21 protein-coding genes and 1 pseudogene are annotated in these 23238 nt (G+C 70.6%); 6 read left to right on the plus strand and 16 right to left on the minus strand.

Features of this window, described 5'->3' with window-relative positions:
• Window positions 1-16 precede the first annotated feature (16 nt).
• The gene (msrP, locus tag JTN19_RS01840) at window positions 17-967 is read left to right on the plus strand and encodes a protein-methionine-sulfoxide reductase catalytic subunit MsrP (protein ID WP_206929665.1); all 951 of its coding nucleotides are present in this window, start codon (window positions 17-19) and stop codon (window positions 965-967) included.
• Between the two features lie 6 nt (window positions 968-973).
• Here the strand turns inward: msrP and JTN19_RS01845 are convergent, their stop codons facing one another.
• Complete coding sequence (locus JTN19_RS01845; protein WP_206929667.1) at window positions 974-2014, minus strand: NAD(P)-dependent oxidoreductase; 1041 nt, start codon at window positions 2012-2014, stop codon at window positions 974-976.
• A gap of 103 nt (window positions 2015-2117) precedes the next feature.
• Between JTN19_RS01845 and JTN19_RS01850 the strand changes: the two genes are divergently transcribed.
• Complete coding sequence (locus tag JTN19_RS01850) at window positions 2118-3329, plus strand: CaiB/BaiF CoA transferase family protein (RefSeq protein ID WP_206929669.1); 1212 nt, start codon at window positions 2118-2120, stop codon at window positions 3327-3329.
• A 113-nt stretch (window positions 3330-3442) separates the two neighbouring features.
• Here JTN19_RS01850 and JTN19_RS01855 read toward each other — a convergent pair.
• From JTN19_RS01855 to JTN19_RS01870, 4 genes and pseudogenes are all read right to left on the minus strand, one after another.
• Window positions 3443-4678, minus strand: a pseudogene (locus JTN19_RS01855) (class-II fumarase/aspartase family protein); the annotation flags it as partial.
• A gap of 41 nt (window positions 4679-4719) precedes the next feature.
• Window positions 4720-6042 carry a TRAP transporter large permease gene (locus tag JTN19_RS01860; RefSeq protein WP_206929671.1) on the minus strand — a complete coding sequence of 441 codons (1323 nt, stop codon included), beginning with the start codon at window positions 6040-6042 and terminating at the stop codon, window positions 4720-4722.
• Entirely contained in the window at window positions 6043-6510 is a 468-nt protein-coding gene (locus tag JTN19_RS01865) for a TRAP transporter small permease (RefSeq protein WP_340643261.1), read from the minus strand.
• Window positions 6511-6523: 13 nt separating this feature from the next.
• Window positions 6524-7585, minus strand: a complete 1062-nt coding sequence (locus tag JTN19_RS01870; RefSeq protein WP_206929675.1) for a TRAP transporter substrate-binding protein — start codon at window positions 7583-7585, stop codon at window positions 6524-6526.
• Between the two features lie 106 nt (window positions 7586-7691).
• Between JTN19_RS01870 and JTN19_RS01875 the strand changes: the two genes are divergently transcribed.
• The gene (locus JTN19_RS01875; protein WP_206929677.1) at window positions 7692-8579 is read left to right on the plus strand and encodes a DMT family transporter; all 888 of its coding nucleotides are present in this window, start codon (window positions 7692-7694) and stop codon (window positions 8577-8579) included.
• A 53-nt stretch (window positions 8580-8632) separates the two neighbouring features.
• Entirely contained in the window at window positions 8633-9826 is a 1194-nt protein-coding gene (locus JTN19_RS01880; RefSeq protein ID WP_206929679.1) for an LLM class flavin-dependent oxidoreductase, read from the plus strand.
• Window positions 9827-9839: 13 nt separating this feature from the next.
• On the opposite strand, the gene JTN19_RS01885 is transcribed toward JTN19_RS01880, so the two are convergent.
• The 6 genes from JTN19_RS01885 to glpK form a co-directional block, all read right to left on the minus strand.
• Window positions 9840-11294 (minus strand): sensor histidine kinase, encoded by a 1455-nt coding sequence (locus tag JTN19_RS01885; RefSeq protein WP_206929688.1) that lies wholly within the window; start codon window positions 11292-11294, stop codon window positions 9840-9842.
• Window positions 11291-11578 (minus strand): circadian clock KaiB family protein, encoded by a 288-nt coding sequence (locus JTN19_RS01890; protein ID WP_206929690.1) that lies wholly within the window; start codon window positions 11576-11578, stop codon window positions 11291-11293. The genes JTN19_RS01885 and JTN19_RS01890 overlap by 4 nt, the downstream gene beginning before the upstream one ends.
• Window positions 11575-13269 carry a circadian clock protein KaiC gene (kaiC, locus tag JTN19_RS01895; RefSeq protein ID WP_206929692.1) on the minus strand — a complete coding sequence of 565 codons (1695 nt, stop codon included), beginning with the start codon at window positions 13267-13269 and terminating at the stop codon, window positions 11575-11577. Before kaiC ends, JTN19_RS01890 begins: the two co-directional genes overlap by 4 nt.
• 172 nt (window positions 13270-13441) lie before the next feature.
• Window positions 13442-13762, minus strand: a complete 321-nt coding sequence (locus JTN19_RS01900; protein ID WP_206929694.1) for an AtuA-related protein — start codon at window positions 13760-13762, stop codon at window positions 13442-13444.
• Window positions 13759-15138 (minus strand): acyclic terpene utilization AtuA family protein, encoded by a 1380-nt coding sequence (locus tag JTN19_RS01905; RefSeq protein ID WP_206929697.1) that lies wholly within the window; start codon window positions 15136-15138, stop codon window positions 13759-13761. The genes JTN19_RS01900 and JTN19_RS01905 overlap by 4 nt, the downstream gene beginning before the upstream one ends.
• Before the next feature lie 32 nt (window positions 15139-15170).
• Window positions 15171-16652 (minus strand): glycerol kinase GlpK, encoded by a 1482-nt coding sequence (gene glpK, locus JTN19_RS01910; RefSeq protein WP_206929706.1) that lies wholly within the window; start codon window positions 16650-16652, stop codon window positions 15171-15173.
• A gap of 124 nt (window positions 16653-16776) precedes the next feature.
• On the opposite strand from glpK, the gene JTN19_RS01915 reads away from it, so the two are divergent.
• Together JTN19_RS01915 and JTN19_RS01920 are read left to right on the plus strand one after the other, a co-directional pair.
• Window positions 16777-17247, plus strand: coding sequence for a hypothetical protein (locus JTN19_RS01915; protein WP_206929714.1), 471 nt, complete (start codon window positions 16777-16779; stop codon window positions 17245-17247).
• 73 nt (window positions 17248-17320) lie between these two features.
• Window positions 17321-18493 (plus strand): M20 aminoacylase family protein, encoded by a 1173-nt coding sequence (locus JTN19_RS01920; RefSeq protein WP_206929717.1) that lies wholly within the window; start codon window positions 17321-17323, stop codon window positions 18491-18493.
• Here JTN19_RS01920 and JTN19_RS01925 read toward each other — a convergent pair.
• The 5 genes from JTN19_RS01925 to JTN19_RS01945 form a co-directional block, all read right to left on the minus strand.
• Entirely contained in the window at window positions 18490-19686 is a 1197-nt protein-coding gene (locus tag JTN19_RS01925) for a PQQ-dependent sugar dehydrogenase (RefSeq protein ID WP_206929719.1), read from the minus strand. The two genes, JTN19_RS01920 and JTN19_RS01925, sit on opposite strands and share 4 nt — an antisense overlap.
• 87 nt (window positions 19687-19773) lie before the next feature.
• Window positions 19774-20964, minus strand: a complete 1191-nt coding sequence (gene metC, locus JTN19_RS01930; protein WP_206929722.1) for a cystathionine beta-lyase — start codon at window positions 20962-20964, stop codon at window positions 19774-19776.
• The gene (locus JTN19_RS01935) at window positions 20964-21803 is read right to left on the minus strand and encodes a sulfurtransferase (protein WP_206929724.1); all 840 of its coding nucleotides are present in this window, start codon (window positions 21801-21803) and stop codon (window positions 20964-20966) included. The genes metC and JTN19_RS01935 overlap by 1 nt, the downstream gene beginning before the upstream one ends.
• Before the next feature lies 1 nt (window position 21804).
• Window positions 21805-22524, minus strand: coding sequence for an alanyl-tRNA editing protein (locus JTN19_RS01940; protein ID WP_206929726.1), 720 nt, complete (start codon window positions 22522-22524; stop codon window positions 21805-21807).
• Complete coding sequence (locus JTN19_RS01945) at window positions 22521-23165, minus strand: NUDIX domain-containing protein (protein ID WP_206929729.1); 645 nt, start codon at window positions 23163-23165, stop codon at window positions 22521-22523. Before JTN19_RS01945 ends, JTN19_RS01940 begins: the two co-directional genes overlap by 4 nt.
• Window positions 23166-23238 lie beyond the last annotated feature (73 nt).

Genomic DNA, 23238 nt, shown 5'->3' on the forward strand with positions numbered 1-23238 from the left:
AGCCAGGAGCCTTACCATGCTGATCCGACGCCGCCGCGGCTGGGAGCTGCCAGAGACCGCCGCCACCCCCGAGCATTGGGTGCTGAACCGCCGCGCCCTGATGGGGGCGGGGGCGGCGCTGATGCCCGGCGCGGCCCTGGCCCAGCGCGTCGCCGACCTGCCGGCCGGCCCGCCGCTGCCCGCCCACTCGCGCAATGAGCGCTATGTGGCCGGCCGTGACCTGAGCCCGGAGCGCGAGGTCACCAGCTACAACAATTTCTACGAATTCGGCACGAGCAAGAGCATCGCCCGCGCCGCCCAGCGCATGCAGACCCGCCCCTGGACCCTGAAGGTGGAAGGCTTGGTCGCCCGTCCGCGCGAATTCGACCTGGACGACCTGATCCGCCAGATGCCGATCGAGGAGCGCGTCTACCGGCTGCGCTGCGTCGAGGCCTGGGCGCTGACCGCCCCCTGGACCGGCTTCGAGATGTCGCACCTGCTGCGCCTGGTCGAACCCCAGGCCGGCGCACGCTACGTCACCTTCGAGACGGCGAGCATCCCCAACGTCATGCCGGGGCTGCGGCAGAGCTGGTATCCCTGGCCGCATGTGGAGGCCTGCACCATCGAGGAAGCGGCCAATGAGCTGAGCTTCTTGCCCATCGGCCTCTTCGGCCGGCCGCTGCCGCAGCAGAATGGCGGGCCGCTGCGGGTGCTGTTTCCGTGGAAATACGGGTTCAAGTCCGGCAAGTCGCTCACGCGCATCACCTTCACGGCGGAACGGCCGCGCACCTTCTGGCCCACCATCCAGGGGTCGGAATACGGGTTCTGGGCCAATGTGAACCCTGAGGTGCCCCACCCCCGCTGGAGCCAGGCCACCGAGCGCCTGCTGGGCAGCGGCGAGCGCGTGCCCACGCAGCTCTTCAACGGCTATGGGGAGTTCGTGGCCGGGCTCTACACCAACCTCGGCCGCGAACGCCTCTGGGCCTGAGGCGCGTCAGACGGGGGCCGCGCCGCGGGCCACGCGCACCCGCTCGGCGAAGCGCGGCTTCACCTCGGGGTTGACGATGCGCGGCGGCATGCGGCCCGCCGCCAGTTCCCCGAAGGCCAGCGCCGCGATCTTCGTGATGTTGGCGCGGCTCTCATGCGTGACGCCTGCGGTGTGCTGGCTCGCCATCACGGCCGGGTGGTGCAGCAGGGGGTGGCTGGGCGGGGGCGGCTCCACCTCCCACACATCAAGGCCGGCCGAGGCCACATGCCCCGATTGCAGCGCCTCCAGCAGCGCATCCTCGTCATGGATGGAGCCGCGCGCGGTGGTCACGAACACCACGCCCTTCTTCATGGCCGCGAACTGCGCGCGGCCGATCAGCCCGCGGGTCGCGGGCGTCAGCGGGCAATGCAGGCTGACCACGTCGGCGCGGGCCAGGAGTTCGTCCATCTCCACCTTGGTGGCGCCCCGCGCGGCCAGGATCTCGGCGTCCACGAAGGGGTCGCAGGCCAGCACCTCGCAGCCGAAGGCGGCGCGCACGATCTCGGCCACGCGGCCGCCCACATGGCCGCAGCCCACCAGGCCCACCACGCGGCCGCGCAGCTCGCGCCCCATCAGCCGCGCACGGTCCTGCGCCTGGCCGGCCTTCATCGCGGCATGGGCCTCGGGCACGCGCTTGAGGCAGCCCAGCATGAGGCCCACCGCATGCTCGGCCACACCTTCCGCATTGCCGCCGGCCTGGTTCACCAGAGCCACGCCGGCCGCGGTGCAGGCGTCGGGGTCGCAGGTGTCGTAGCCCGCGCCGGTGCTCGCCACCATCAGCAGGTTCGGCAGCCGGGCCAGCAGCGCCTCGGTCACGTGCAGGTGGCGCGGCAACTCGTCGCGCGAGGCCATGGCGTAGTAGCCATGACAGGAGGAGAGGATCTGCACCGCCTCGCCGATATCCGCCTCCAGCGGCACCCGGACCACCTCCAGCGCCGGGTCGGCCGCGCAGGTGTCGAAGAAGTTCTGGTGCGGCACATAGCCGACATAGCCGATGCGAAAGGTCATGGTGCGGTGCGTCTCTCCCTCGTGGCGCAGACTGCCCAGGGGGGCGGCGCTTGCAAAGGGGGGCGGCTGCCATAGGCTGGACCCGCCACGGTGGGGAAGACAGATGACAGGGGGGAAGGGGCCGCTCGCGGGCATCCGCGTGCTGGACATGACGACGGTGCTGCTCGGCCCCTATGCCACGCAGCTCATGGCCGAGATGGGCGCCGAGGTCATCAAGCTCGAGGCCCCGGAGGGCGACGTGATCCGCCTGATCGGCCCCATGCGGAACCAGGGCATGGGCTGCATGTATCTGACGCTCAATCGCGGCAAGCGCTCGCTCTGCCTGGACCTGAAGCGCGAGGAGGCACGGCAGGCCGCGCGGGAGGTGGCGCGGGGCTGCGACGTGGTGGTGACGAACATCCGCCCCGCCGCCATGAAGCGTCTGGGCATGGACGCGGCCAGCCTGCGCGCGGCCGATCCGCGCCTGGTCTACGCCGCCATCGTGGGCTTCGGCCAGGCGGGGCCCTACGGCAAGCTGCCCGCCTATGACGATCTGATCCAGGGGCTGGCCGCGCTGCCGCACCTGACCCAGCGCCAGGGCTCGGACACGCCGCGCTATACCCCGCTGGCGCTGGCCGACCGTGTGACCGGGCTGCACACGCTGACCGCCGTGCTGGCCGCGCTGGTGGAACGCGGCCGCACCGGCGTGGGGCAGGAGGTGGAGGTGCCGATGTTCGAGGTGATGGCGAGCCTCGTCCTCGGCGACCACCTCACCGGGCTGACCTACGACCCGCCGCTGGACGCGGGCGGCTACCCGCGCCTGCTCAGCCGCGACCGCCGGCCTTACGCGACGAAGGACGGCTATCTCTGCGCCATGATCTACAATGACGCGCAGTGGCGCCGCTTCTTCGCGGCCATCGGCCAGCCCGAGCGCTTCGACAACGACCCGCGCATGGCCAGCCACACCACGCGCACCCACCACATTGACGCCATCTATGCCGAGCTGGGCGAGATCCTCGCCACCCGCACCACGGCGGAATGGCTGGAGGTGCTGGGCCAGGCCGACGTCCCCTGCGCGCCTGCCCACACGCTGGAGAGCCTGCGCGCCGACCCGCACCTCAATGCCGTGGGCTTCTTCCAGGAGGAGCAGCATCCGACGGAGGGCAGGCTGGTCCGTATGGCCGCGCCGGTGCGCTTCTCGGCGCATGGCGACATTCCCCGCGCGCCCACGCGCCGCCTGGGCGAGGATGGGCCGGACATCCTGCGCGAGGCGGGGCTCGATGCGGCGCGCATCGCGGCGCTGGCGGAGAGCGGGGCGATGGTGATGCCCCGCTGATCGGTCAAAGCCGCGCCAGCACCCGGTCCACGAAGGCGCGCGCGCTGCCGAGATAGTTTTTCCGGCTCGCACAGAGCGGCCACGGCGGCGGCGTCTAGCTGGCTGGCCACCGCCTCCTCCTGCATCAGCGCCTCGGCCAGCGGGATGCCATGCGCGATGGCCTGGTCGCAGGCACGGTTCACGACGTGGTGCGCCTCGCCACGGCCCAGCACGGGGGCGAGGCCCATCATCACCTGCTCGCCCGCGATCAGCCCGCCTGTGGAGGCGAGGTTCTGGCGCATGCGCGCGGGGTCCACGACCAGCCCTTCCGAGAGGAAGCGCGCCTGGGCCAGGGCGCCATGGGTCAGCACCATGGCCTGGCCCAGCACCAGCGGCTCGGTCTGCCAGGGGCCGGTGCCGCGCTCCAGGTCCTGCGCCATGGCGGAGAGCATCTGCCCCACCAGCGCATGCACCCCGCGCGACTGCGCCAGGATGTATTCGCAGCTTATCGGGTTGCGCTTCTGCGGCATGGTGCTGCTGCCGCCGCGGCCGGTGACGTGCGGCTCGTTCACCTCGGCCACCTCGGTCTGCATCATGAGCATGATGTCGGTCGCGATCTTGGACAGCGTGCCGCAGAGCAGGCCGCAGAAGGTGACGACTTCCGCCAGCCCGTCGCGCGCCACATGCCAGGTGATGTCGGCCGGGTGCAGCCCGAGTTCGCGCGCCAGCTCCTCATGCACGGCCAGCCCCTGCTCGCCCAGCGAGGCCAGCGTGCCGGCCGCACCGCCGAATTGCAGCCGCAGCGCGCGGGGTTCGAGCTGGTCCAGCCGCTCCTGCATCGTGATCAGCGGCGAAAGCCAGATGGCCACCTTGTAGCCGAAGGTGACGGGCAGGGCGTGCTGGAGATGGGTGCGCCCGGCCATCACCGTGCCGGCATGGGCGCGGGCCATGCGCGCGAAGCCCTGGATGGTGCCGGCGAGTTCCGTGCGGAGCAGCTTCAGCGCCTCACGCAATTGCAGCACCACGGCGCTGTCCATGATGTCCTGGGTGGTGGCGCCCCAATGGGTCCATCGCCCCGCTTCCGGCCCCGCCAGCGCCGAGAGCTGCTTGACCAGGCCCACCACCGGATAACCCGTGTTGCGCGTGGCGGCGGCGAGTGCCGGCAGGTCCAGGCTTTCCGCGCGCGCGGCGGCGGTGATGGCCGCGGCGGCCTCCGCCGGCACGATGCCCAGCCGCGCCTGGGCGCGGGCCAGCGCGGCCTCCACATCCAGCATGGATTGCAGGAAGCGCGTCTCGCTCATCACGGCGCGCATGGCGTCGGTGCCGTAGAGCGCGCCCAGGACGGGCGAATCGGCGGGGTTCACGGTCATGGCGGTGGTCCGGAAGGGCGGGTGGGAAGGGTCGGTTGAGCCTATGTCAAAAGCCGCACCAGCCAAAGGCTCAGCCCCGGAAAGGCGACGCACAGCAGCAGCCGCATCAGGTCCGCGCCTACATAGGGCAGCACGCCGCGATAGGTGTCGAGGATGGGCACGTTCCGCGCGATGGCGCTGATGACGAAGACGTTCAGCCCGATGGGCGGCGAGGTCAGCCCGATGCCCACCACCACCAGCACCAATATGCCGAACCAGATGGCCGTCTCCTCCGTGGTCAGGCCGAAGTCGAGCGCCGTCACCACGGGGAAGAAGATGGGGAGCGTGAGCAGGATCATCGCCAGCTCATCCATCACGGCACCCAGCACCAGGTAGGTCAGCAGGAGCACGGCGAGAACCGCATAGGGGGCGAAGCCCTGCTCGCTCACCCAGAGGCCCAGCAAATCCGGCGCCTGGGTGAGGGCGAGGAAGGCGTTGAAGATCTCGGCCCCCAGCAGGATCGCGAAGATCATGGCCGTGGTCTCGGCCGCGGCCAGGATGGCGGCGCGGATTTCGACCAGCGGCAATGAGCGGCGCGCGAGCCCCACCGCCAGCACGGCGATGCAGCCCACAGCGGCACTCTCGGTCGGCGTGAAGACGCCGCCATAGAGCCCGCCCACCACCAGCACCGCGATGCCCAGCACCGGCAGCACACGGCGGAAGGCGGCGCGGCGCTCGGCGGCATCGAGCGGCGGAGCGGGTGAGCCGAGGCCCGGGTTCAGCCGCATCCGCAGCCAGATCACGGCGAGGTAGGAGAGGGTGGCCAGCAGCCCGGGGACCAGCGCCGCCATGAAAAGCTTGGCCACGTTCTGCTCGGTGCTGATGGCATAGACCACCAGGATCACCGAGGGCGGGATCAATATGCCCAGCGTGCCGCCCGCCGCGATGGTGCCGGTGGCGAAGCCGGGTGCCGTGCCATGGCGCAGCAATTCGGGCAGGGCCGCGCGGCCGAAGGTGGCGGTGGTCGCGACGGAACTGCCGCAGACCGCGCCGAAGGCGGCACTCGCGCCGATGACGCTCATGGCGAGCCCGCCGGGCCTGCGCCCCAGCAGCGCGTTGGCGGCGGCGAAGAGGTCCCGCGCCAGCCCGCCGCGCTCGGCCAACGCGCCCATCAGGATGAACAGCGGGATGATCGAGAGGGTGTAGTTGGCAAACAGGTGATAGGGCGTTGTCTTGAGGTAGTTCAGCAGCGCCGCGGCATCGAGCACATGCACATAGCCCGCCGCCCCCACCAGCAGCAGCGCGAGCGCGATGGGGGCGCGCAGCACGATCAACCCCATCAGCGCCGCGAAGCCCGTCGCGGCCAGCACGAATTCCGGCGCCATTCAGCGCTCGCCCCGCAGCAGCCGCGGCAGCCAGACCAGCGCAACCAGCCCCGCCAGCGCGAAGCACAGCGCGCCCACGCCCACCGCCCACCAGAACGGCAGGGCCAGCAGGCCGATGGTGCGCATGTTGTTGGCCCAGGTCTCGTAGGCACCCTGGGCCATGCGCTCCGCGATCACCAGCAGCACCACGGCCCAGGCCAGCGTCCAGAAGGCGTCCAGCGCGCCGGTCGCGCGGCGGGGAAGCCATTGCGTGAAGGTGTCCACCAGGATGTTCGCCCGCGTGGCGCTGCCATGCGCCAGCGCGCAGAGCACCGCCAGCCCGCCACCGATGGACACCAGCTCGAAATCCCCGCGGATGGGCTGGCCGGTCAGCCAGCGCAGCAGCACCGAGATCACCGTCAGCAGGGCCGCGGCCAGCAGCACCAGGCCGCCCAGCAGGGCGACCCCGCCCGCAAGCCGCGCGACCACGCCCGGCAAGGCCTCAGGCGACCCCTTGGCCGTATTGCGCGATCAAGGCGCGGGCGCGTTCCAGCAGGGCGCCGCCCTGGATGTTGCGCTCGCTCATGGCGCGCACCCAGGCGTCAATGACGGGCTGGGTGGCGGCGGCCCAGCGGCGCGTCTCGGCCTCGTCGAGTTCCACGATGCTGTTGTTGGCGCGGCGGCGAACCATGGTCTCCACGCTCGGCCCCTGCTCGTCCCAGACGCGGGCGGCCATGGTGGCGGCGGCCTGGCCGGAATTGGCGTCCACCACGGCCTTCAGGTCGGCGGGCAGGGCGTCATACTTCGCGCGGTTCATCGCGAGCACGAAGCTCGCCGTGTAGAAGGTGGGGCTGCCGGCGAATTGCGTGTGGTTGCGCAGCGTCTCATGCAGGCGGATGGCGGGCACCACCTCCCAGGGCACCACGGCGCCATCAATCACGCCCTGGGCCAGGGCCTCGGGCACCTGCGGGATGGGCATGCCGATGGGGGCGGCGCCCAGCGCCCGCAGCGCCTCGCCGGCCTGGCGCGTGGGGAAGCGCAGCTTCAGGCCGGCCATGTCCTCCATGCGGTTCACCGCGCGGCGCGCATGGATCACCCCCGCGTCATGCGCCCAGGCGCAAAGGATGCGCGTGTCCCGGAACTCGCTGGCAAACACCTCGTCATGCAGCTGCTGCACCACGCGGGCATTCACGCTGGCGCGCTTGTGGGCGACGAAGGGCAGCTCGATCACCTCGATGGAGGGGAAGCGGCCGGGCGTGTTGCCGGGCAGGGTCCAGATGATGTCCGCCACCCCGTCGCGCGCCTGGTCGTAGAGCTGCGGCGGCGCGCCGCCCAGCTGCATGGCCGGGAAGATCTGGATGCGGAGGCGGTTGTTGCTCTCCTGCTGCACCTTCTGCGCCCAGGGCTGCAGGAAATGGCGGTGCACGTTGGAGACGGCGGGCAGGAAGTGATGCAGCCGCAACGTCACCTCCTGGGCGGAGGCGCGGCCCGCGGCGAGAACGGCGGGGGCGCCCAGCAACAGGGCGCGTCGGGGCGAGGACAGGCGCGGCAACGAGACCGTCATGACGTGTTCTTCCCTGGATAGTTTCTCTCGAAACTTTCTATCCGGCTTCACGGGCCGCTTCAACCGGCAACTGGACGCCGCCCCGCTTCGGGCGGAAGCTGGTCGGATGGGGATACGGGACGCCAAGGCCACGCCGCGCTGGCTGATGTTGGCACCCTTCCTGTTCGTGACCCTGTGGTCGGGCGGCTTCACCGCGATCGCGGTCAGCCTGCCGCATGTGGAGCCGCTGACCTTGCAGGTGCTGCGCTACGCCGCCGTGGTGGCGCTGCTGGCGCCGCTCTGGCTGGTGCTGCGCCCGCCGCTGCCGGGGCGCGCCACCTTCTGGCATCTGGCGCGGATGGGGCTGCTGGTGCAGTTCGCCTATTTCGCCTCCATGAACCTCGCCATGAAGGCGGGCATGGGGGCGGGGACCATCGCGCTGCTGATCGGGCTTCAGCCGGTGGCGGTGGCCGTGCTGGCGCCGCGCGTCACGGGCGACCCGCCGCCGGATGCGCGGGGCTGGGCGGGCCTGGGGCTTGGTGTCGTGGGGGCCGCGCTGGTGATCCTGTCTGGGTCCGGCCTCGCCGCCAGCGGCTGGGTGGGGCTGTTCTTCGCCATGCTGGCCCTGGCCACCATGACGGCGGGCGCGCTGCTGGAGCGACGGGGTGGGAAGGGGACGCATCTCGTCACCGCCAACCTGGTCATGTGCGCGGTGGCGCTGCTGGCCACCCTGCCGCTCGCCTTCCTGCTGGAGAGCATGCGGGTGGACTGGGCGCCGGGCCTCTTCGCGGGGCTGGCTTACCTGGTGCTGGTGAATTCCCTCATCTCGCTCTCGCTGCTCTTCGCCATGTTGCGTCATGGGGAGGCCGCGCGCGCCTCCTCCGTCTTCTTCCTGGTGCCGCCGCTCGCCGCGCTCATCGCCTGGGGGGTGATGGGCGAGGTGATGGCGCCCCAGGCGCTGCTGGGCACCGCCGTCGCGGTACTGGGTGTCGCCTTGGTCGTCAGGCGGCGTTGACCGCGCGTGGCCCCGGGGCCAGCCTTGCACGAAACCCCTCGGGAGTGCGTCCCATGCCCCATGCCGGCCTGAACTTCGGCATCTTCCTCGCCCCCTTCCACCGGCTGGGCGACAACCCCACCCTGGCGCTGGGCCGGGACCTCGACCTGCTCGTGGCCCTCGACCAGCTGGGTTACGACGAGGCCTGGATCGGCGAGCACCATTCCGCCGGCTGGGAGACGATCGCGAGCCCCGAGCTGATGATCGCGGCCGCGGCCGAGCGCACGAAGCACATCCGCCTCGGTTCCGGCGTCACCTCGCTGCCCTACCACCACCCCTTCCTGGTGGCGCAGCGCTTCGTCCAGCTCGACCACATGACGCGCGGCCGCACCATGCTGGGCTGCGGGCCGGGCGCGCTGGTCAGCGACGCCTACATGATGGGCATCGAGGCCAGGACGCAGCGGCCGCGCATGGAGGAATCGCTCGCCGCCATCATGGCGCTGCTGGCCTGCGAGGGGCCGGTCACCATGAAGACCGATTGGTTCGAGCTGCGCGAGGCCAGGCTGCACCTTGCACCCTACACAAACCCGCGCTTTCCCATCGCCGTCGCCTCCTCGACCACGCCCGCCGGCGCGCTGGCGGCGGCGAAGCATGGGCTGGGGTTGATCTCGCTGGGTGCCGGCCTGCCAGGTGGCCCGCAGAAGCTGGCCGAGCAGTGGCGCATGGCCGAGGCCGAGGCCGCGAAGCACGGACAGACCATGGACCGCCGCAACTGGCGCCTCGTCGTCAACATGCATTGCGCCGATGATGACGAACGCGCCTTCGCCGATGTCCGCGTGGGCGAGCGCCTGGAGACCGAGACCTATTTCGGCGAGACGCTCGGCCGCCCGCCCACGCGCAGCGAGGACCCTCTGCGCGATGGATTGAAGGCCGGAACGACGCTGGTGGGCTCGCCCGACACCGTGGCCCAGGGCATCCAGCGCCTGCTCGACTTTACCGAGGGCGGCGCGGGCGGGATCCTGTTCCGCGCCCATGAATGGGCCGACCGGCGCCAGACCCTGCACAGCTTCGAGCTGTTTGCCCGCTGGGTGATGCCGCGCTTCCAGGGCTCGCTGCGCATGCCGGCCGAGAGCCGCCAATGGTGCCACGACAACCGCGAGGGCATCTTCGCCCCCAACCTCCAGGCGCTGAAGCAGGCCTTCGTGGACGCCGGGCAGTCGGTGCCGGAGATGGATCGCCTCAAGCTGCGGGAGCGCACGCCGGGCTGAACGCCCGGCCGATCTATTCGTGCAGATCCTCGAGCGGCAGGGAGATGCGGCAGACCAGCCCCTCCGGGGCGAAATCCACCTCCGCCCCGCCGGAGGGCGTGTATTGCAGGCTGCGCGTGATCACGGTCTGGCCGAAGCCGCGGTGCTTGGGCGGCGTGACGGGCGGGCCGCCGCTTTCGCGCCATTCCACGATGAAGCGCTCCCCCTCCGCATGGCCGCGGACGGAGAGCTTGCCCCCAGGCACCGACAGGGCCCCATACTTCGTGGCATTGGTGGCGAGTTCGTGGATGACGAGGCCGAGCGCGATGGCCGCGCGCGGCGCCAGTGACTTGCCGAGGTCCTGGATGGTGAAGCGCCCCGCCGCCCCGGCCGTGTAGGGCGCCAGCTCGCTGCGGACCACGTCGGCGATGGTGAGGTTGGTCCAGGAATTCTCGGCCAGCAGGCTGTGCGTCGCGGCCAGCGCCTGGATGCGCCCGGTGAAGGCCTGCTGGAAGCCCTCCAGCGTGTCCTCGTGGTGCAGCGTCCGGCTGGCGATGGACAGCACAAGGGCGAGCGTGTTCTTCACCCGGTGGTCCAGCTCGCGCATCATCAGCAGTTGCTGCTTTTCCGCGGCCTTGCGCTGCGACAGGTCCACCATCGTGATGACGCAGCCATTGATCACGTCGTGGCCCACCTGCAGGGGGGCGGCGCTGACCAGGTAGTCCTTCACCTTGGGCGCTTTGGGTGCATGCGCCTCCACCCCCTGCACCGAGGCGCCGTCCACCACCATCCGCACGATGTCCTCGGCCTGCAGCAGGCCGGTGGCATCGGGGAAGATCAGCGGGATGGCGTCCGCGAACGGCAGGCCCAGAAGATCGCCCCCGAAGGAGAGCTCCGCCGCGGCGTTGGCATGGGTGATGAGGCCCTCGCGGTCGCACACCACGACGGCCTCGTTGGCGGAGGCGATGACGGCATGGGCCGCGCGCTCGCTCTGCTCGGCGGCTTCCGCGCGCACGCGCTCGGACACGTCGGTGAAGGTGATGGCGAAGCCGTGGGTGGTGGAGAGGCGCAAGGGCGTGGCGGTGAGGATGTAATGGACCTGCTCGCCCAGCCGGTCGAAGCTCACCTCCTCCGAGGCCACGCCGAGGGCGGCGCGCGGCATGATCCGCTCCACCGCCGAGGCCACCTCGTCGGGCGCGATGTCGGTGAAGCTGCTGCCCTGCACCGAATTCTGCGTGAAACCGAGGACGGCGGTCAGCCGCGCATTGGCGTAGAGGATGCGCCCCGTGCCATCGATGGCGGCGGCACCCACATGCATCGCTTCCATGAAGACGTGGTAGGCCTCGGCACCCCCACCGATGTCGAAGACCTGCGAGACGTTCTGCTGCTCCACCACCAGCGCGTCCACATCGCCATCGCGGATGGCGCGCAGCGTCTCCTCCGCCTCCGCGAGGCGCCGGCGAAGTTCGGCGACTTCGTCGAGGCTCATTCGCCCTGCACCTTCAGCGCCACCAGCACCTTCTCCACGTCGGAGAGGTCGCCGATCACCTTGCGGATGGGCACCGGCAGCTCCCGCACCAGGGTCGGGATGGCAACGATGCTGTGCTCCTTCGCGAGCTTCGGGTTCTGCCGCAGGTCAATGACCTCGATCTCGTATTGACCGGCCAGGGGGCCCGCCACCATCGCCTTGAGGTTGGCGATGGCCGCGATGGATTTCGGGGTCTGGCCGGCCACGTAGAGGGTCAGCTTCCTGGGGGGCGGCGTGTCGTTCATCTCGTCTTCCCGTCGCCGCGGCGACTCATCTGCATGACGGCGGCATCGTCCGCCGCCCGTCGCTGGTAATCGGTCTCGGCGGAGGCGGCGCTGGCCATCTCCGCCTCATATCCCGCGAGCTCGGCCTGCAGGGCCTCGATCTGCGCGGCCGCCTTGCGGCGGCGGATATCAATCTGGAGGCGCGCGCGCTCGACCTGCGCCAGGCGCTCGGCCTCCGCGCGGCGCACGCGTACCTCTTCGGCCCGCCGCGCCGAGCCGGTGACGGCGCCGCCCTCGCCCAGATAGGGGGGCAGCAACTGGATGCCCTGGTCGTTCATCACGAATTCGCGCACCTGGTTGGAATGCGCGGTTCCCCGCGCCTTGAGCAGATAGAGTTCCCGGTTGAACTCCCCACTGACCTCTCGGTTGAGCATCAGTACCCAGCCATCCATCAGCGAGGACAGCCCGACGTCGGTGGCGTAGTCGCCACTCTGCGTGTGCATCAGATGGGTGAAGACGCCTGTAATACCACTGCTCTTGAGGAAGTCCACCACCCGCAGCAGCATGGACTGCACCTCCAGCGGATCGCCGCTTTCCATGAAGGCGGAGATGGGGTCCAGCACCACCACCTGCGGCCGGAACTTCTGCACCTCCCGCAGCATGATCGCGAGGTGCATCTCCAGGCTGTAGAAGGTGGGCCGGGCGGAGATGAAGCGGATCAGCCCGTGTTCCAGGTAAGGCGTCAGATCGAGGCCGATGGAGCGCATGTTGCGGATGATCTGCCGCTCCGCCTCCTCGAAGGAGAAATAGATGGCGCGCTCCCCGCGCGCGGCGGCGGCATGCAGGAAGCTGGCCGCCAGGGAGGATTTCCCCGCCCCCGCGACGCCCGAGACCAGGATGGAGGAGCCGCGGTGGAAGCCCCCGCCCTGGATCATCGCGTCCAGGTCCACGACGCCCGAGGCGATGCGCTCTTCGAAGACCTGGTGGTTCAGGCCAAGCGAGCTGACGGGCAGCACCGAGAACCCGTCGCGGTCGATCAGGAAGGGGTATTCATTCGTGCCATGCGCCGTGCCGCGATATTTCACGATCCGCATGCGCCGCGTGGAAATCTGGTTGTGCACGCGATGATCCAGCAGGATCACGCAGTCGGAGACGTATTCCTCCAGCCCCTGCCGCGTCAGCGTGCCATCGCCACGCTCGGCGGTGATGACGGTGGTCAGCCCACGATCCTTCAGCCAGTCGAACAGCCGCCGCAGCTCGGCGCGCAGCACCGCCTGGTTGGTGAAGGCGGAGAAGAGGCTCTCGATGGTGTCGAGGACGACGCGCTTGGCCCCCACCGCGTCAATGGCCATTTCCAGGCGCAGGAAGAGGCCTTCCAGGTCATATTCGCCGATCTCCGCCAATTCGGCGGGGTTGATGGCGATGTGCTCCATCGCCAAGCGTCCCTCGGCGATGAGGCGATCCATGTCGAAGCCCAGCGAGGCCACGTTGGCGATGATGTCGGCCGGACGTTCCTCGAAGGTGACGAAGACGCCGGGTTCGTCGTAATCCCGCGCGCCATGCACCAGGAAGGTGGTGGCGAAGAGCGTCTTGCCGCAGCCGGCGGAGCCGCAAACCAGCGAGGGGCGTCCCTTCGGCAGCCCGCCCAGGGTCAGGTCGTCAAATCCCTCGATCCCCGTCAGGGATTTGGGAAGGCTAGGCAGGGCGTGCATCAAGAATCCCATCCGTGATGGAGCAGTGAACAAGGGATGTGCGGGCGCGGTCGGACCATCGCCAGGGTGGCCTGAGCGGGGCCATCGCCCCGCCGGCAGTCTCGCAGGGCGGCCTCTTGCCGCACACTCATGGCGGGATTGGGGCGAGCCCGGTATGGCAGGCCCGGCCGTTTCATGCCGGAAGGCGAATGGTCAGCTCCAGCAGGCGGAAGCTGTGTGTCTTGCCATGGCCGTCGAGGTTCAGGCTGCCGTTCACGCCGCCCTCCAGCACCTCGTCCACCACGAAGTTGAAGGCGTGCAGATTGGGCAGGTCATACCGGGTGCAGCCGGTGGCCCCGCGGTGGCGGAACAGGTCCAGCACGCGCGCCTCCGTCACCTGCGCCGCGATCAGCTCGTAATGGGCGGGGTCGTAGGGGATCAGCGACATGTTCAGTCGGTTGCCCTTGTCGCCCGCGCGGCTGTGCGCGATGGCGTGCAGCGGAACCTCCCTCATGCCGCGATCTCCTTTGCGGTCCGGGTGGTGACGCGCGTCGGCACACGCTCGCGCAGCACAAGATGGCTGCGGGTCAGGATGCGCGGCGTCACCCGCCACCGCGCGCCGCCCGTGCCGGCCGTGCCGCAGCAGAGCAGGGCCAGCACCTCGCGCGAGGCCTGGTCGGCGTCATCGCGGGTGCGCGCCTCGACGGCCAGGCGGATGCGGATGTCCTGTGGTTCCGGGCCGACATATCCGCGCCACAGGCTGCCCCCGTCATCATCATGCACGGACGCGACGCCGATCAGGTCCACCCGCGCCCGCACATCGAGGCCGCGGAGCTTCATCCGTCGCAGCAGCACATCGGCCGTGGCGCGGGCGCGGGCCAGCGCATTGGGGCCGGCGACGCTGACCTCGCCCTCGCCGAGCCAGCTTCCCTCGAAGCTCGCCGTCACCTTCAGCGTGTCGGGGCGGGGCGCGCCGCGCAGGCCGTGCACGGCCACGCGGTCCCGCCCCACCTGCTCCAGCCGGCATTGCGTGATGTCCAGCACCACGTCGGGGGTGATGTAATGGGCTGGGTCGTGCAGCTCATACAGAAGCTGTTCCTTCACCGTGCGCAGGTCCACGATGCCGCCGGTGCCCTCGGGCTTGGTGATGACGAGGCCGCCGGCCTCCGTCACCTCCGCGATGGGAAACCCGATATTGGCAGGGTCGGGAATGTCCTTGAAGCCCGGGTCCCAGAAGACGCCGCCCGTGACCTGGCTGCCGCATTCCAGCAGGTGGCCGGTGGCCGCGCCCAGCGCCAGGCGCTCCCAATCATCGAAGCGCCAGCCGAAATGATGGGCGAGGGGGGCGATGGCGAGTGCGGGGTCGCTGGTCCGGCCGGCCACCACCACGTCGGCGCCCTGGGCCAGCGCCTCCACCAGCGGCTCGGCGCCGATATAGGCGTTGGCGGCGATGAGCGACCACGCTCCCATGTCCAGCCCCGCGTCGGCCTCGTGCACGGGCAACTGCCCGCCGGCGACCGCCGGCGTCACCTCGTCGCCTTCCACCAGGCCGATCCGCAGGTCCGGCAGCCCCTTGGCCAAGGCGAGCCTTGCCACCGCCAGCGCGGCGGCGGGCGGGTTGGCCGCGCCCCAGTTGCCCAGCAGCGGGATGCGGTGGGCATGGGCATCCACCAGGATGGGGTCCAGCAGCCGCTCCAGCATGGGCTCGTAGCCGCGGGTGGGGTTGGCGCGCTTCTCCAGATGGGCCAGCGCGACCGTGCGCTCGCCGAGCGTTTCGAAGAACATCGCGGCCGGGCCGCCGCGCGCGATCAGGCTGCGCAGCACGGGGATGGGGGCGTCCACGCGGTCGCCCGAGAAGCCCGCGCCATTGCCGAGGTGAAAAGTATTCATCCCGCGCAGTTCGACACCGCGCGCGCGCCCGGTCAACCGGCCGAGCGCACCCGCCGCACGGCGTCCTGCCATTCGGCGTGGCGCTGCGCGGCCTCCTCGCGGGCCATGCCGGGCTGGAAGCGGCGGTCGAGCCGCCAATGGGTGGCGGCGCCGCCGGGCGGGGCCAGCAGCCCGGCCTGCACCCCGGCGAGGTAGGCCGCGCCCAGCGCGGTGGTTTCCTGCACCACCGGCCGGTCCACCGGGGCGCCGAGGATGTCGGCCAGGAACTGCATGGTCCAGTCGCTGGCCGCCATGCCGCCATCCACCCGCAGCACCGTCTGGCCCATTTCAGGCCAGTCGCGGCGCATGGCCTCCAGCAGATCGGCGGTCTGCAGTGCCACGGATTCCAGGGCGGCGCGGCAGATCTCGGCGCGGCCCGAGGCGCGGGTCAGGCCCAGGATGGCGCCGCGCGCCGCCGCATCCCACCAGGGCGCGCCGAGGCCCGTGAAGGCCGGCACCAGCGTGACCCGCTCGGCCGGGTTGGCCTGGGCGGCGAGTTCGCCCGCCTCGCGCGCCTCGCGGATGATGCCCAGCCCGTCGCGCAGCCATTGCACGGCGGCCCCGGCCACGAAGATGGAGCCCTCCAGCGCGTAGTGCCGCCGGCCGCCCATCTGCCAGGCGATGGTGGTCAGCAGGCGGTTCCGCGACGGCACGGGGGCTTCGCCCGTCACCAGCAGGGCGAAGCAGCCCGTGCCATAGGTGGACTTGATCATGCCAGGCGCGAAGCAGGCCTGGCCAAGGGTCGCCGCCTGCTGGTCGCCCGCCATGCCCAGGATGGGAATGGAGCCACCCAGCAGGGTGGTCTCGCCGAAGGGGGCGGCATTGTCGCGCACCTCCGGCAGCAGCGCCGCGGGGATGCGGAACAGGTCCAACAGTTCCGGGTCCCAGGCGCCGGTGTGGATGTCCAGCAGCAGGGTGCGCGCGGCGTTGCTCGCATCGGTGGCGTGGACGCGGCCCTCGGTCAGGCGGAACAGCAGCCAGGAATCGATGGTGCCGAAGCAGAGTTCGCCCCGCTCGGCAGCTGTCCGGGCGCCGGCGATATTGTCCAGCATCCAGCCGAGCTTGGTGGCCGCGAAATAGGGGTCCAGCAGCAGGCCGGTGCGGGCGGTGACCTGCGCCTCATGGTCCGCCGCGCGCAGCGCCTCGCAGGCGGGGGCGGTGCGCCGGTCCTGCCAGACGATGGCGCGGCCGACCGGCCGGCCCGTCCGCCGTTCCCACAGCACGGTGGTTTCGCGCTGGTTGGTGATGCCGATCCCCGCGACATCGGCGGGTGTGCCGCCCGCGCGCGCCAGCGCCTCGCGCAGCACGGTGAGGCTGTGGGCGAAGATCTCCTCCGCATCGTGCTCGACCCAGCCCGGGGTGGGGAAGTGCTGCGGCAGGGGAATTTGCGCCATGGCACGGGGCGCCAGCGCCGTGTCGAAGGCGATGGCGCGGGTGGAGGTGGTGCCCTGGTCGAGCGCGAGCAACAGCGTCATGGCGCCAAGTATGCCCCCGCCGCGCCCAGGTGGAAGCCCCGCGCCACCAGGTCACCTTGCCGTCTCATGGGATGGCACGCTATGGTTGCAGCCCCGGAAACACCAGACAGAAGGCTTTGCGCCAATGCGCGTTTCGAACATGGTCCTGGGCGCCGCCGCCCTCGGCGTCGCGGTCCTCGCGGCGCCCGTCCTGGCGCAGAACTTCAATCTGCCCCCCGCCTTCGGCACGCTGAACCTGAACGCCGGGTTCATGCCCGACCCGCAGAATGTGGAGCTTGTCGCCGGCGGCAACATTCCCGCCGACCGCCTGGGCCGCGACTGCGCCGGCACCATCGCGCAGGCCCCGGACGTGCGGCTCAACTACAACGCGGGCGGTTTCCCGCTCTACATCTTCGCGACGTCCAACCGCGACACGACGCTGGTGGTGAACCTGCCGGACGGGTCCTGGATCTGCAATGACGACTTCGACGGCCTGAACCCCGGCATCGTGCTGCAGCGCCCCGCCTCGGGCCAGTATGACATCTGGGTGGGCGTCTTCGAGGGCGGCACGGCGCCCGCGCGCCTGGGCATCTCGGAAATCCCGCCCCGGCGCTGAGCCCGGCAGGGGAGTGACGAAAGGGGGGCGCCGGGCGATGCTCGGCGCCTCTTTTCATTCTGAGGTGCCGCCCATGCCCATCATCAACCGCATCGCCGATTTCCACGCCGAGATGACCGCCTGGCGGCAGGACATCCATGCCCACCCGGAGCTGTGCTACGAGGAACACCGCACCAGCGAAATCGTGGCCACCAAGCTCGCGGAATGGGGCATCGAGGTGCATCGCGGGCTGGGTGCGACGGGTGTCGTGGGTGTGCTTCGCAACGGGTCGGGCGGGCGCGCCATTGGCCTGCGCGCCGACATGGACGCGCTGCCGATGCCGGAGGAGACAGGGCTGCCCTATGCCTCGACCGTGCCGGGCAAGATGCATGCCTGCGGCCATGACGGGCACACCACCATGCTGCTGGGTGCGGCCAAGTATCTCGCCGAGACGCGCAATTTCGACGGCACGGTCGTCTTCATTTTCCAGCCGGCCGAGGAGGGTGGCGCGGGCGCGAAGCGCATGCTGGAGGACGGCCTGCTCGACCGATTCCCCTTCGACACCGTCTATGGCGTCCACAACGCCTCCAACCTGCCGCTGGGCGAGGCGGCCGTGGTGGCGGGGCCCGTGCTGGCCGCGGCCGATGGCGTCACCATCCATGTGCGTGGGCGCGGCGGCCATGCGGCCCGGCCGCATATCGGCATCGACCCCGTGCTGGTGGGCGCGCAGATCGTGGTGAACCTGCAGGCGCTGGTGGCCCGCCGCGTGGATCCGCTGGACAGCGCCGTGCTGAGCCTCTGCCAGTTCCACGCCGGGACCGCGAGCAATGTGATCCCCGACACGGCCGAGATCCGCGGCACCGTGCGCACGCTGAAAGCCGAGACGCGGGCGGAGATGGAGCGCCTCATCACCCAGATCGCGACCGGGGTGGGGGCCATGCACGATGCCGAGGTGACGGTGACCTACCGCCGCGGCTACCCCCCCACCGTGAACCACGCGAACGAGGCCGAACGCGCGGCCAAGGCCGTGGGCCAGGTGCTGGGCGGCGACCGCGTGATCCGCAACCGCCCGCCCGCCATGGGTGCGGAGGACTTCGCCTATTTCCTGCTGGAGCGCCCCGGCTGCTTCGTCCATCTGGGCCAGCGCGACGGCGAGCGGGGCAAGAGCCCCGCCCACACCACGACCTACGACTTCAATGACGACCTGCTGCCGATCGGCGCCAGCTTCTTCTCGCGCATGGTGGAGCAGGAGCTGCCGCGGACTTAGGCCCGCGACACGCGCAGCACCTCGCCATCCTCGTGCTCGGTCAGCAGCCAGACCGAGCCGTCGCGATGGATGCGGACATCACGGATGCGGCGGTCGAGGTCCCGCAGCATCCATTCCTCCGCGACGACCCGTCCATTTGCCATCCGGGTGCGGACCAGGGCCCGGGCCTCCAGGCCGCCATGCAGCAGCGCGCCACGCCATTCGGGGAACATGTCGCCGCGATAGACCACGAGGCCCGACGGCGCGACGGTGCGCTCGAAGATGTGGAAGGCGCTCTCCATGCCCTCGCGCCGCGTGCCTTCTCCGACCGGCGCGCCGGAATAGTCGCGCCCGCCCGTCAGGTGCGGCCAGCCGTAGTTCCGGCCGGCCCGAATGAGATGGATCTCATCGCCGCGCTGCGGCCCATGGTCATTGACCCAGAGCTGGTGGGATTCGGGGTCGAAGGCCATGCCCTGCACGTTCCGCAGGCCCATGGCATAGATGTGGTCGTCCTTCTCGGAATCGTTCAGGAAGGGATTGCCCGGGGCCGGGTCGCCATCGGTGGTCATGCGGACGATGGAGCCCGCATGGTCCCTGCCATTCTGCGCACGACCCATGTTGCGGCGGTCACCGATGGACAGCAGCAGGCTGCCATCCCGCGGGTCGAAGGCGAGGCGCCCACCGAAATGCAGGCCGCTGCCATCGGGGTTGTTCATCATGAAGATGTTGCGGACATCCTCGAGGCGCGGGTTGTCGCCCTCGGTCAGCCGCGCGCGGGTCACGGCGGTGCCGGCGCCCTGTTCCGTCCAGCGGGAGTGGCTGAGGAAGATGGTGCGGTTCTCGGTGAAGTCCGGATGGAGGGCGATGTCGAACATGCCACCCTGGCTGCGGTTGGTGGGGCCCGGGTAGCGATAGACCTCGGGTGCTCCCTGCAGCGGTTCGGACAGCGAACCATTGCGGCGTCCCACGCGGACCGCGCCCTTGTTGCGCTCGGTCACCAGGAAGCGGTCACCCTCCAGGAAGGCGAGGCCCCAGGGGTGCTCTACGCGCGCGATACGTTCCACCTGCACCTCGCCGACCTCCGTGGTCAGGGTGCGGCGTTCGGCCCGGGCCGAGGGGGCGAGAAACGCGGCCATCAGCCCCCCTCCGAGCAGGGCGCGCCCCAGGGGGCGGCGGGCGATGGGCAAGGTCGTGCGGGCGTTCGAGTGGCGCATGCGGCGGCCTCCTTCGCGAAGGGTTAAGCCGTCGTAACGCCATCTTCAGAAAGGGGTTGCGCCCGGGAAGGAGCCGGGCGCCGGTTCTCAACCCAGGGCGCGCAGGCCCTGCGCCAGATCCGCCTTCAGGTCTTCCACATCCTCGAGGCCGATATGGATGCGCACCGTCTGCCCGCCGAAATCTCCGGTGCCGGCGCTGCGGGTGATGAAGCCCGTGGTGGGGATGGCCAGGCTTTCATACCCGCCCCAGCTGGCGCCGATCCCGAACAGGGATAGCCCGTCCACGAAGCGCAGCATGTCCTCATGGGAATAGCGCGCATCCAGCACGATGCCGAAGAGCGAGCAGGCGCCGGTGAAGTCGCGCTTGAAGATCGCGTGCTGCGGGTGGGAAGGGAGCGCCGGGTGCAGCACCTTCTGGATTTGCGGCTGCTGTTCCAGCCAGGCGGCGATCTCCAGCGCGGCCGCGGCCTGGGTCTTGAGGCGCACCGCCATGGTGCGGACGCCGCGCAGGGCCAGCCAGCAATCGTCGGGGCTCGCGTAATGGCCCATGGCGGAGGCGGCGGAGCGCACCGCGACATGGTCCTCCTCGGTGTTGACCGTGACGCTGCCCAGCAGGATGTCGCTGTGCCCGCCCACATACTTGGTCAGCGCCTGGATGGAGACATCCACCCCATGCGCGAAGGGCTGGAAGGTGTGGATGCCCCAGGTGTTGTCCATCATCACCTTCGCACCCGCCGCATGGGCGGCGCGGGCGATGGCCGGGATGTCCTGCACCTCAAAGGTGTGGCTGCCGGGGCTTTCCGTATAGACCACCTTGGTGTTGGGGCGGATCAGGGCGCGCATGCCCGCCTCGTCCACGCAGGGGTCGTAGAAGGTGGTCTCGATGCCCCAGCCCTGCATGAGGCCGGTGGCCAGGTTGCGCGCCGGGCCATAGACGCTGTCGGGCATCAGGCAGTGGTCGCCGGCCTTCAGGTAGGCCAGCAGCGGCACGGCCACGGCGGCCAGCCCGGTGCCCACGATGGTGCAGCGGCTGCCGCCCTCGATCTCCGCGATCACGTCCTCCAGCGCGTAGTGGGTGGGCCCCCCCTGCGTGCCATAGGTCATGTGCTGGTCGTAGCGCTTGGACGCGGCCGCCATGCGCGAGGCCGCATCCGGGAACAGCACCGTGGAGCCGCGATGCACCGCCGGGTTCACGAAGCCATGGATGCGCACGCCCGCGCGCCCGGCATGGCTCATGCGGGTGGAGAAGCCGTGGCGGCGGCGATGGTCGTCGGGCATCAGGAAGAGACCTTCTGTGTTTCGGGGCGGCTCGCCCATTCGGTCCAGGAGCCGTCATAGACGGCGGGTTCGGGCAGGCCCGCGCGCACGGCGCCGAGCGCCAGGACGCAGGCGGTGACGCCGGTGCCGCAGCTCGTCACCAGGGGCTTGCCGCCATCGGCGCCGGCGGCGGCGAAGCGGGCGCGGAGTGCGTCGGGCGGCAGCATGGTGCCATCGGCGGCCAGCAGCTCGTTGAAGGGCAGGTTGGCCGCACCCGGCATGTGGCCGGAGGGCAGGCCGGCGCGGGGCTCGGGCGCGGTGCCGGCGAAGCGGCCGGCGGCGCGGGCGTCCAGCACCAGCGCCGAGCCATCCTCCAGCAGGCGCTTCACATCGCCGATGCCGGCCACGCGGCGGGCCATGAAATCGGCCACATAGGTCGCGGGCGCGGGGGTGGCGGGCGCGCCGGAGGCGGTGGCCCGGCCCTCGCGCAGCCATTTGGGCAGGCCGCCATCCAGCACCGCCACCTTCTCATGGCCGAAGAGGCGCATCAGCCACCAGCCGCGCGGCGCGGACTGCATGCCTTTCTGGTCATAGAACACCACGCGGGAGGCGCGGGTCACGCCCATGGCGCCCAGCAGCTTCTCGAAGCGGGCGGCGGTCGGGATCATGTGCGGCAGCGGGTTCTCGGTGTCCGCCACCTCGTCCATGTCGAAGAAATGCGCGCCGGGGATATGCGCCTCGGCGAACTTGGTGCGGCCGTCGAAGGGCTCGTTCGGCAGGTATTTCGTGATGTCGAAGATCACCAGGTCCGGCTGGCCCAGATGGGCCGCCAGCCATTCGGTGTTGACGATCGCGTCCATGTCAGTTCTCCACCAGGGCGAGGCTGATCCGGCGGTTCTGCCGGCCCTTGTTTTCCAGTTTCAGGACTTCGAGGCGCCCGATCTCGGCGGTGCTGCGCACATGCGTGCCGCCGCAGGGCTGCAGGTCCACCGGGGCTGTTTGGGAGCCGATCCGCACGAGGCGGATGCGGCCCGCGCCGCGTGGCGGCTGCACGGAGAGGGTGCGAACGAGGCCGGGGTTCGCCTCCAATTCCGCCTCCGTGATCCATTCCTCCGTGATGGGATGGCCTTCTGTCACCAGCGCGTTCAGCCGTTCCGTCAGCCATTCCTTCGCGGGGGGCTCGGCCAGGTCGAAGTCGAGGCGGGATTTCTCGGCGCCGACCTGCCCGCCCGTCACACCGGCGCCCGGGATCAGGCTGCACAACAGATGCATGGCGCTGTGCATCCGCATGTGCCGGTGGCGGCGCGCCCAGTCGAGCACCAGCGTGACCTGGGTGCCCGGGGCGGGCAGGGGGGCGCCGTCCGCCAGCTTGTGCAGGATGGCGTCACCCTCGCCCTTCACGGCCTCGGTGATGGCGGCATCGCCGCCGTCCCAGCAGAGCTTGCCGCTATCCCCCGGCTGGCCGCCGGCGCGCGGGTAGAAGATGCTGCGGTCCAGCACCAGCCCTTCGGGCCCGGCGGAGACGACATGCGCCGCCGCCTCCTGGGCATAGGCGTTGTGGCGGAAGAGGGCCTCGGTCATGCGGTGGTCCAGTCCTGGCGCAGCCGCACGCGGTGCTGGCGCAGCCAGTGAAGGCACAGCGCGGCGGTGGCGTTGGTGATGGTGTTGGCGTCCAGCCGGGCCAGCGCCTCCTCGGCCGGCAGCACGAGCAGGCGAATATCCTCGCCCTCCGCCGCCAACCCGTGCGTGGCGCTCGCGCCGGGTGCGGGCAGGCGGGCGCGGCCGCAATAGAGGTGCATCATCTCGTCGCAGCCACCCTGCATCAGGAAGAAGCGGCCGATCTTCTCGATGCGGTCGGGGTCGAGGCCCGCCTCCTCCTGGGTTTCACGCCGCGCGGCCTCGGCGGGGTCCTCGCCCGCTTCCAGCAGGCCGGCCACGCATTCCGTCTCGATGGGCGGATAGCCCGCGGCCAGGATGGGCAGCCGGAATTGCTCGATCAGCGCGACACGGTCCGCCCAGGGGTCATAGGGCAGCAGGGCCACGCCCTGGCCACGCCGCCACAACTCCCAGGTCAATTCGCGCGAGGGCGTGCCGTCGAAGCGCGTGTAGGTGAACACCACCCGTTGCAGCGGAAAGCGCCCCGACCAGACGAGCTCATCCGCGCGGACGTCGAGGCCGGGATGGGCGGGAATGGGCGGGGCCTTGGGGTGTCGGGCGGTCATGCGGCGCGAAGCCTAGATCAGTTCGGCCAGCGCCGAAATCGGGGGCGGTGAATTGCGCGTCGCACCATCGCTT

It is taken from the genome of Roseococcus thiosulfatophilus (assembly GCF_017311575.1).
GTDB lineage: Bacteria > Pseudomonadota > Alphaproteobacteria > Acetobacterales > Acetobacteraceae > Roseococcus > Roseococcus thiosulfatophilus.

Coding starts and splice junctions, on each gene's coding strand:
- metC (WP_206929722.1), bottom strand. CDS start 20,964: ATGCCCGACGACCATCGCCGCCGCCACGGCTTCTCCACCCGCATGAGC.
- JTN19_RS01850 (WP_206929669.1), top strand. CDS start 2,118: ATGACAGGGGGGAAGGGGCCGCTCGCGGGCATCCGCGTGCTGGACATG.
- JTN19_RS01935 (WP_206929724.1), bottom strand. CDS start 21,803: ATGGACGCGATCGTCAACACCGAATGGCTGGCGGCCCATCTGGGCCAG.
- JTN19_RS01885 (WP_206929688.1), bottom strand. CDS start 11,294: ATGAGCCTCGACGAAGTCGCCGAACTTCGCCGGCGCCTCGCGGAGGCG.
- JTN19_RS01925 (WP_206929719.1), bottom strand. CDS start 19,686: ATGCGCCACTCGAACGCCCGCACGACCTTGCCCATCGCCCGCCGCCCC.
- JTN19_RS01945 (WP_206929729.1), bottom strand. CDS start 23,165: ATGACCGCCCGACACCCCAAGGCCCCGCCCATTCCCGCCCATCCCGGC.
- glpK (WP_206929706.1), bottom strand. CDS start 16,652: ATGACGCTGTTGCTCGCGCTCGACCAGGGCACCACCTCCACCCGCGCC.
- JTN19_RS01860 (WP_206929671.1), bottom strand. CDS start 6,042: ATGGCGCCGGAATTCGTGCTGGCCGCGACGGGCTTCGCGGCGCTGATG.
- JTN19_RS01845 (WP_206929667.1), bottom strand. CDS start 2,014: ATGACCTTTCGCATCGGCTATGTCGGCTATGTGCCGCACCAGAACTTC.
- kaiC (WP_206929692.1), bottom strand. CDS start 13,269: ATGCACGCCCTGCCTAGCCTTCCCAAATCCCTGACGGGGATCGAGGGA.
- JTN19_RS01900 (WP_206929694.1), bottom strand. CDS start 13,762: ATGAGGGAGGTTCCGCTGCACGCCATCGCGCACAGCCGCGCGGGCGAC.
- JTN19_RS01880 (WP_206929679.1), top strand. CDS start 8,633: ATGCCCCATGCCGGCCTGAACTTCGGCATCTTCCTCGCCCCCTTCCAC.
- JTN19_RS01875 (WP_206929677.1), top strand. CDS start 7,692: ATGGGGATACGGGACGCCAAGGCCACGCCGCGCTGGCTGATGTTGGCA.
- JTN19_RS01940 (WP_206929726.1), bottom strand. CDS start 22,524: ATGACCGAGGCCCTCTTCCGCCACAACGCCTATGCCCAGGAGGCGGCG.
- JTN19_RS01915 (WP_206929714.1), top strand. CDS start 16,777: ATGCGCGTTTCGAACATGGTCCTGGGCGCCGCCGCCCTCGGCGTCGCG.
- msrP (WP_206929665.1), top strand. CDS start 17: ATGCTGATCCGACGCCGCCGCGGCTGGGAGCTGCCAGAGACCGCCGCC.
- JTN19_RS01870 (WP_206929675.1), bottom strand. CDS start 7,585: ATGACGGTCTCGTTGCCGCGCCTGTCCTCGCCCCGACGCGCCCTGTTG.
- JTN19_RS01890 (WP_206929690.1), bottom strand. CDS start 11,578: ATGAACGACACGCCGCCCCCCAGGAAGCTGACCCTCTACGTGGCCGGC.
- JTN19_RS01905 (WP_206929697.1), bottom strand. CDS start 15,138: ATGAATACTTTTCACCTCGGCAATGGCGCGGGCTTCTCGGGCGACCGC.
- JTN19_RS01920 (WP_206929717.1), top strand. CDS start 17,321: ATGCCCATCATCAACCGCATCGCCGATTTCCACGCCGAGATGACCGCC.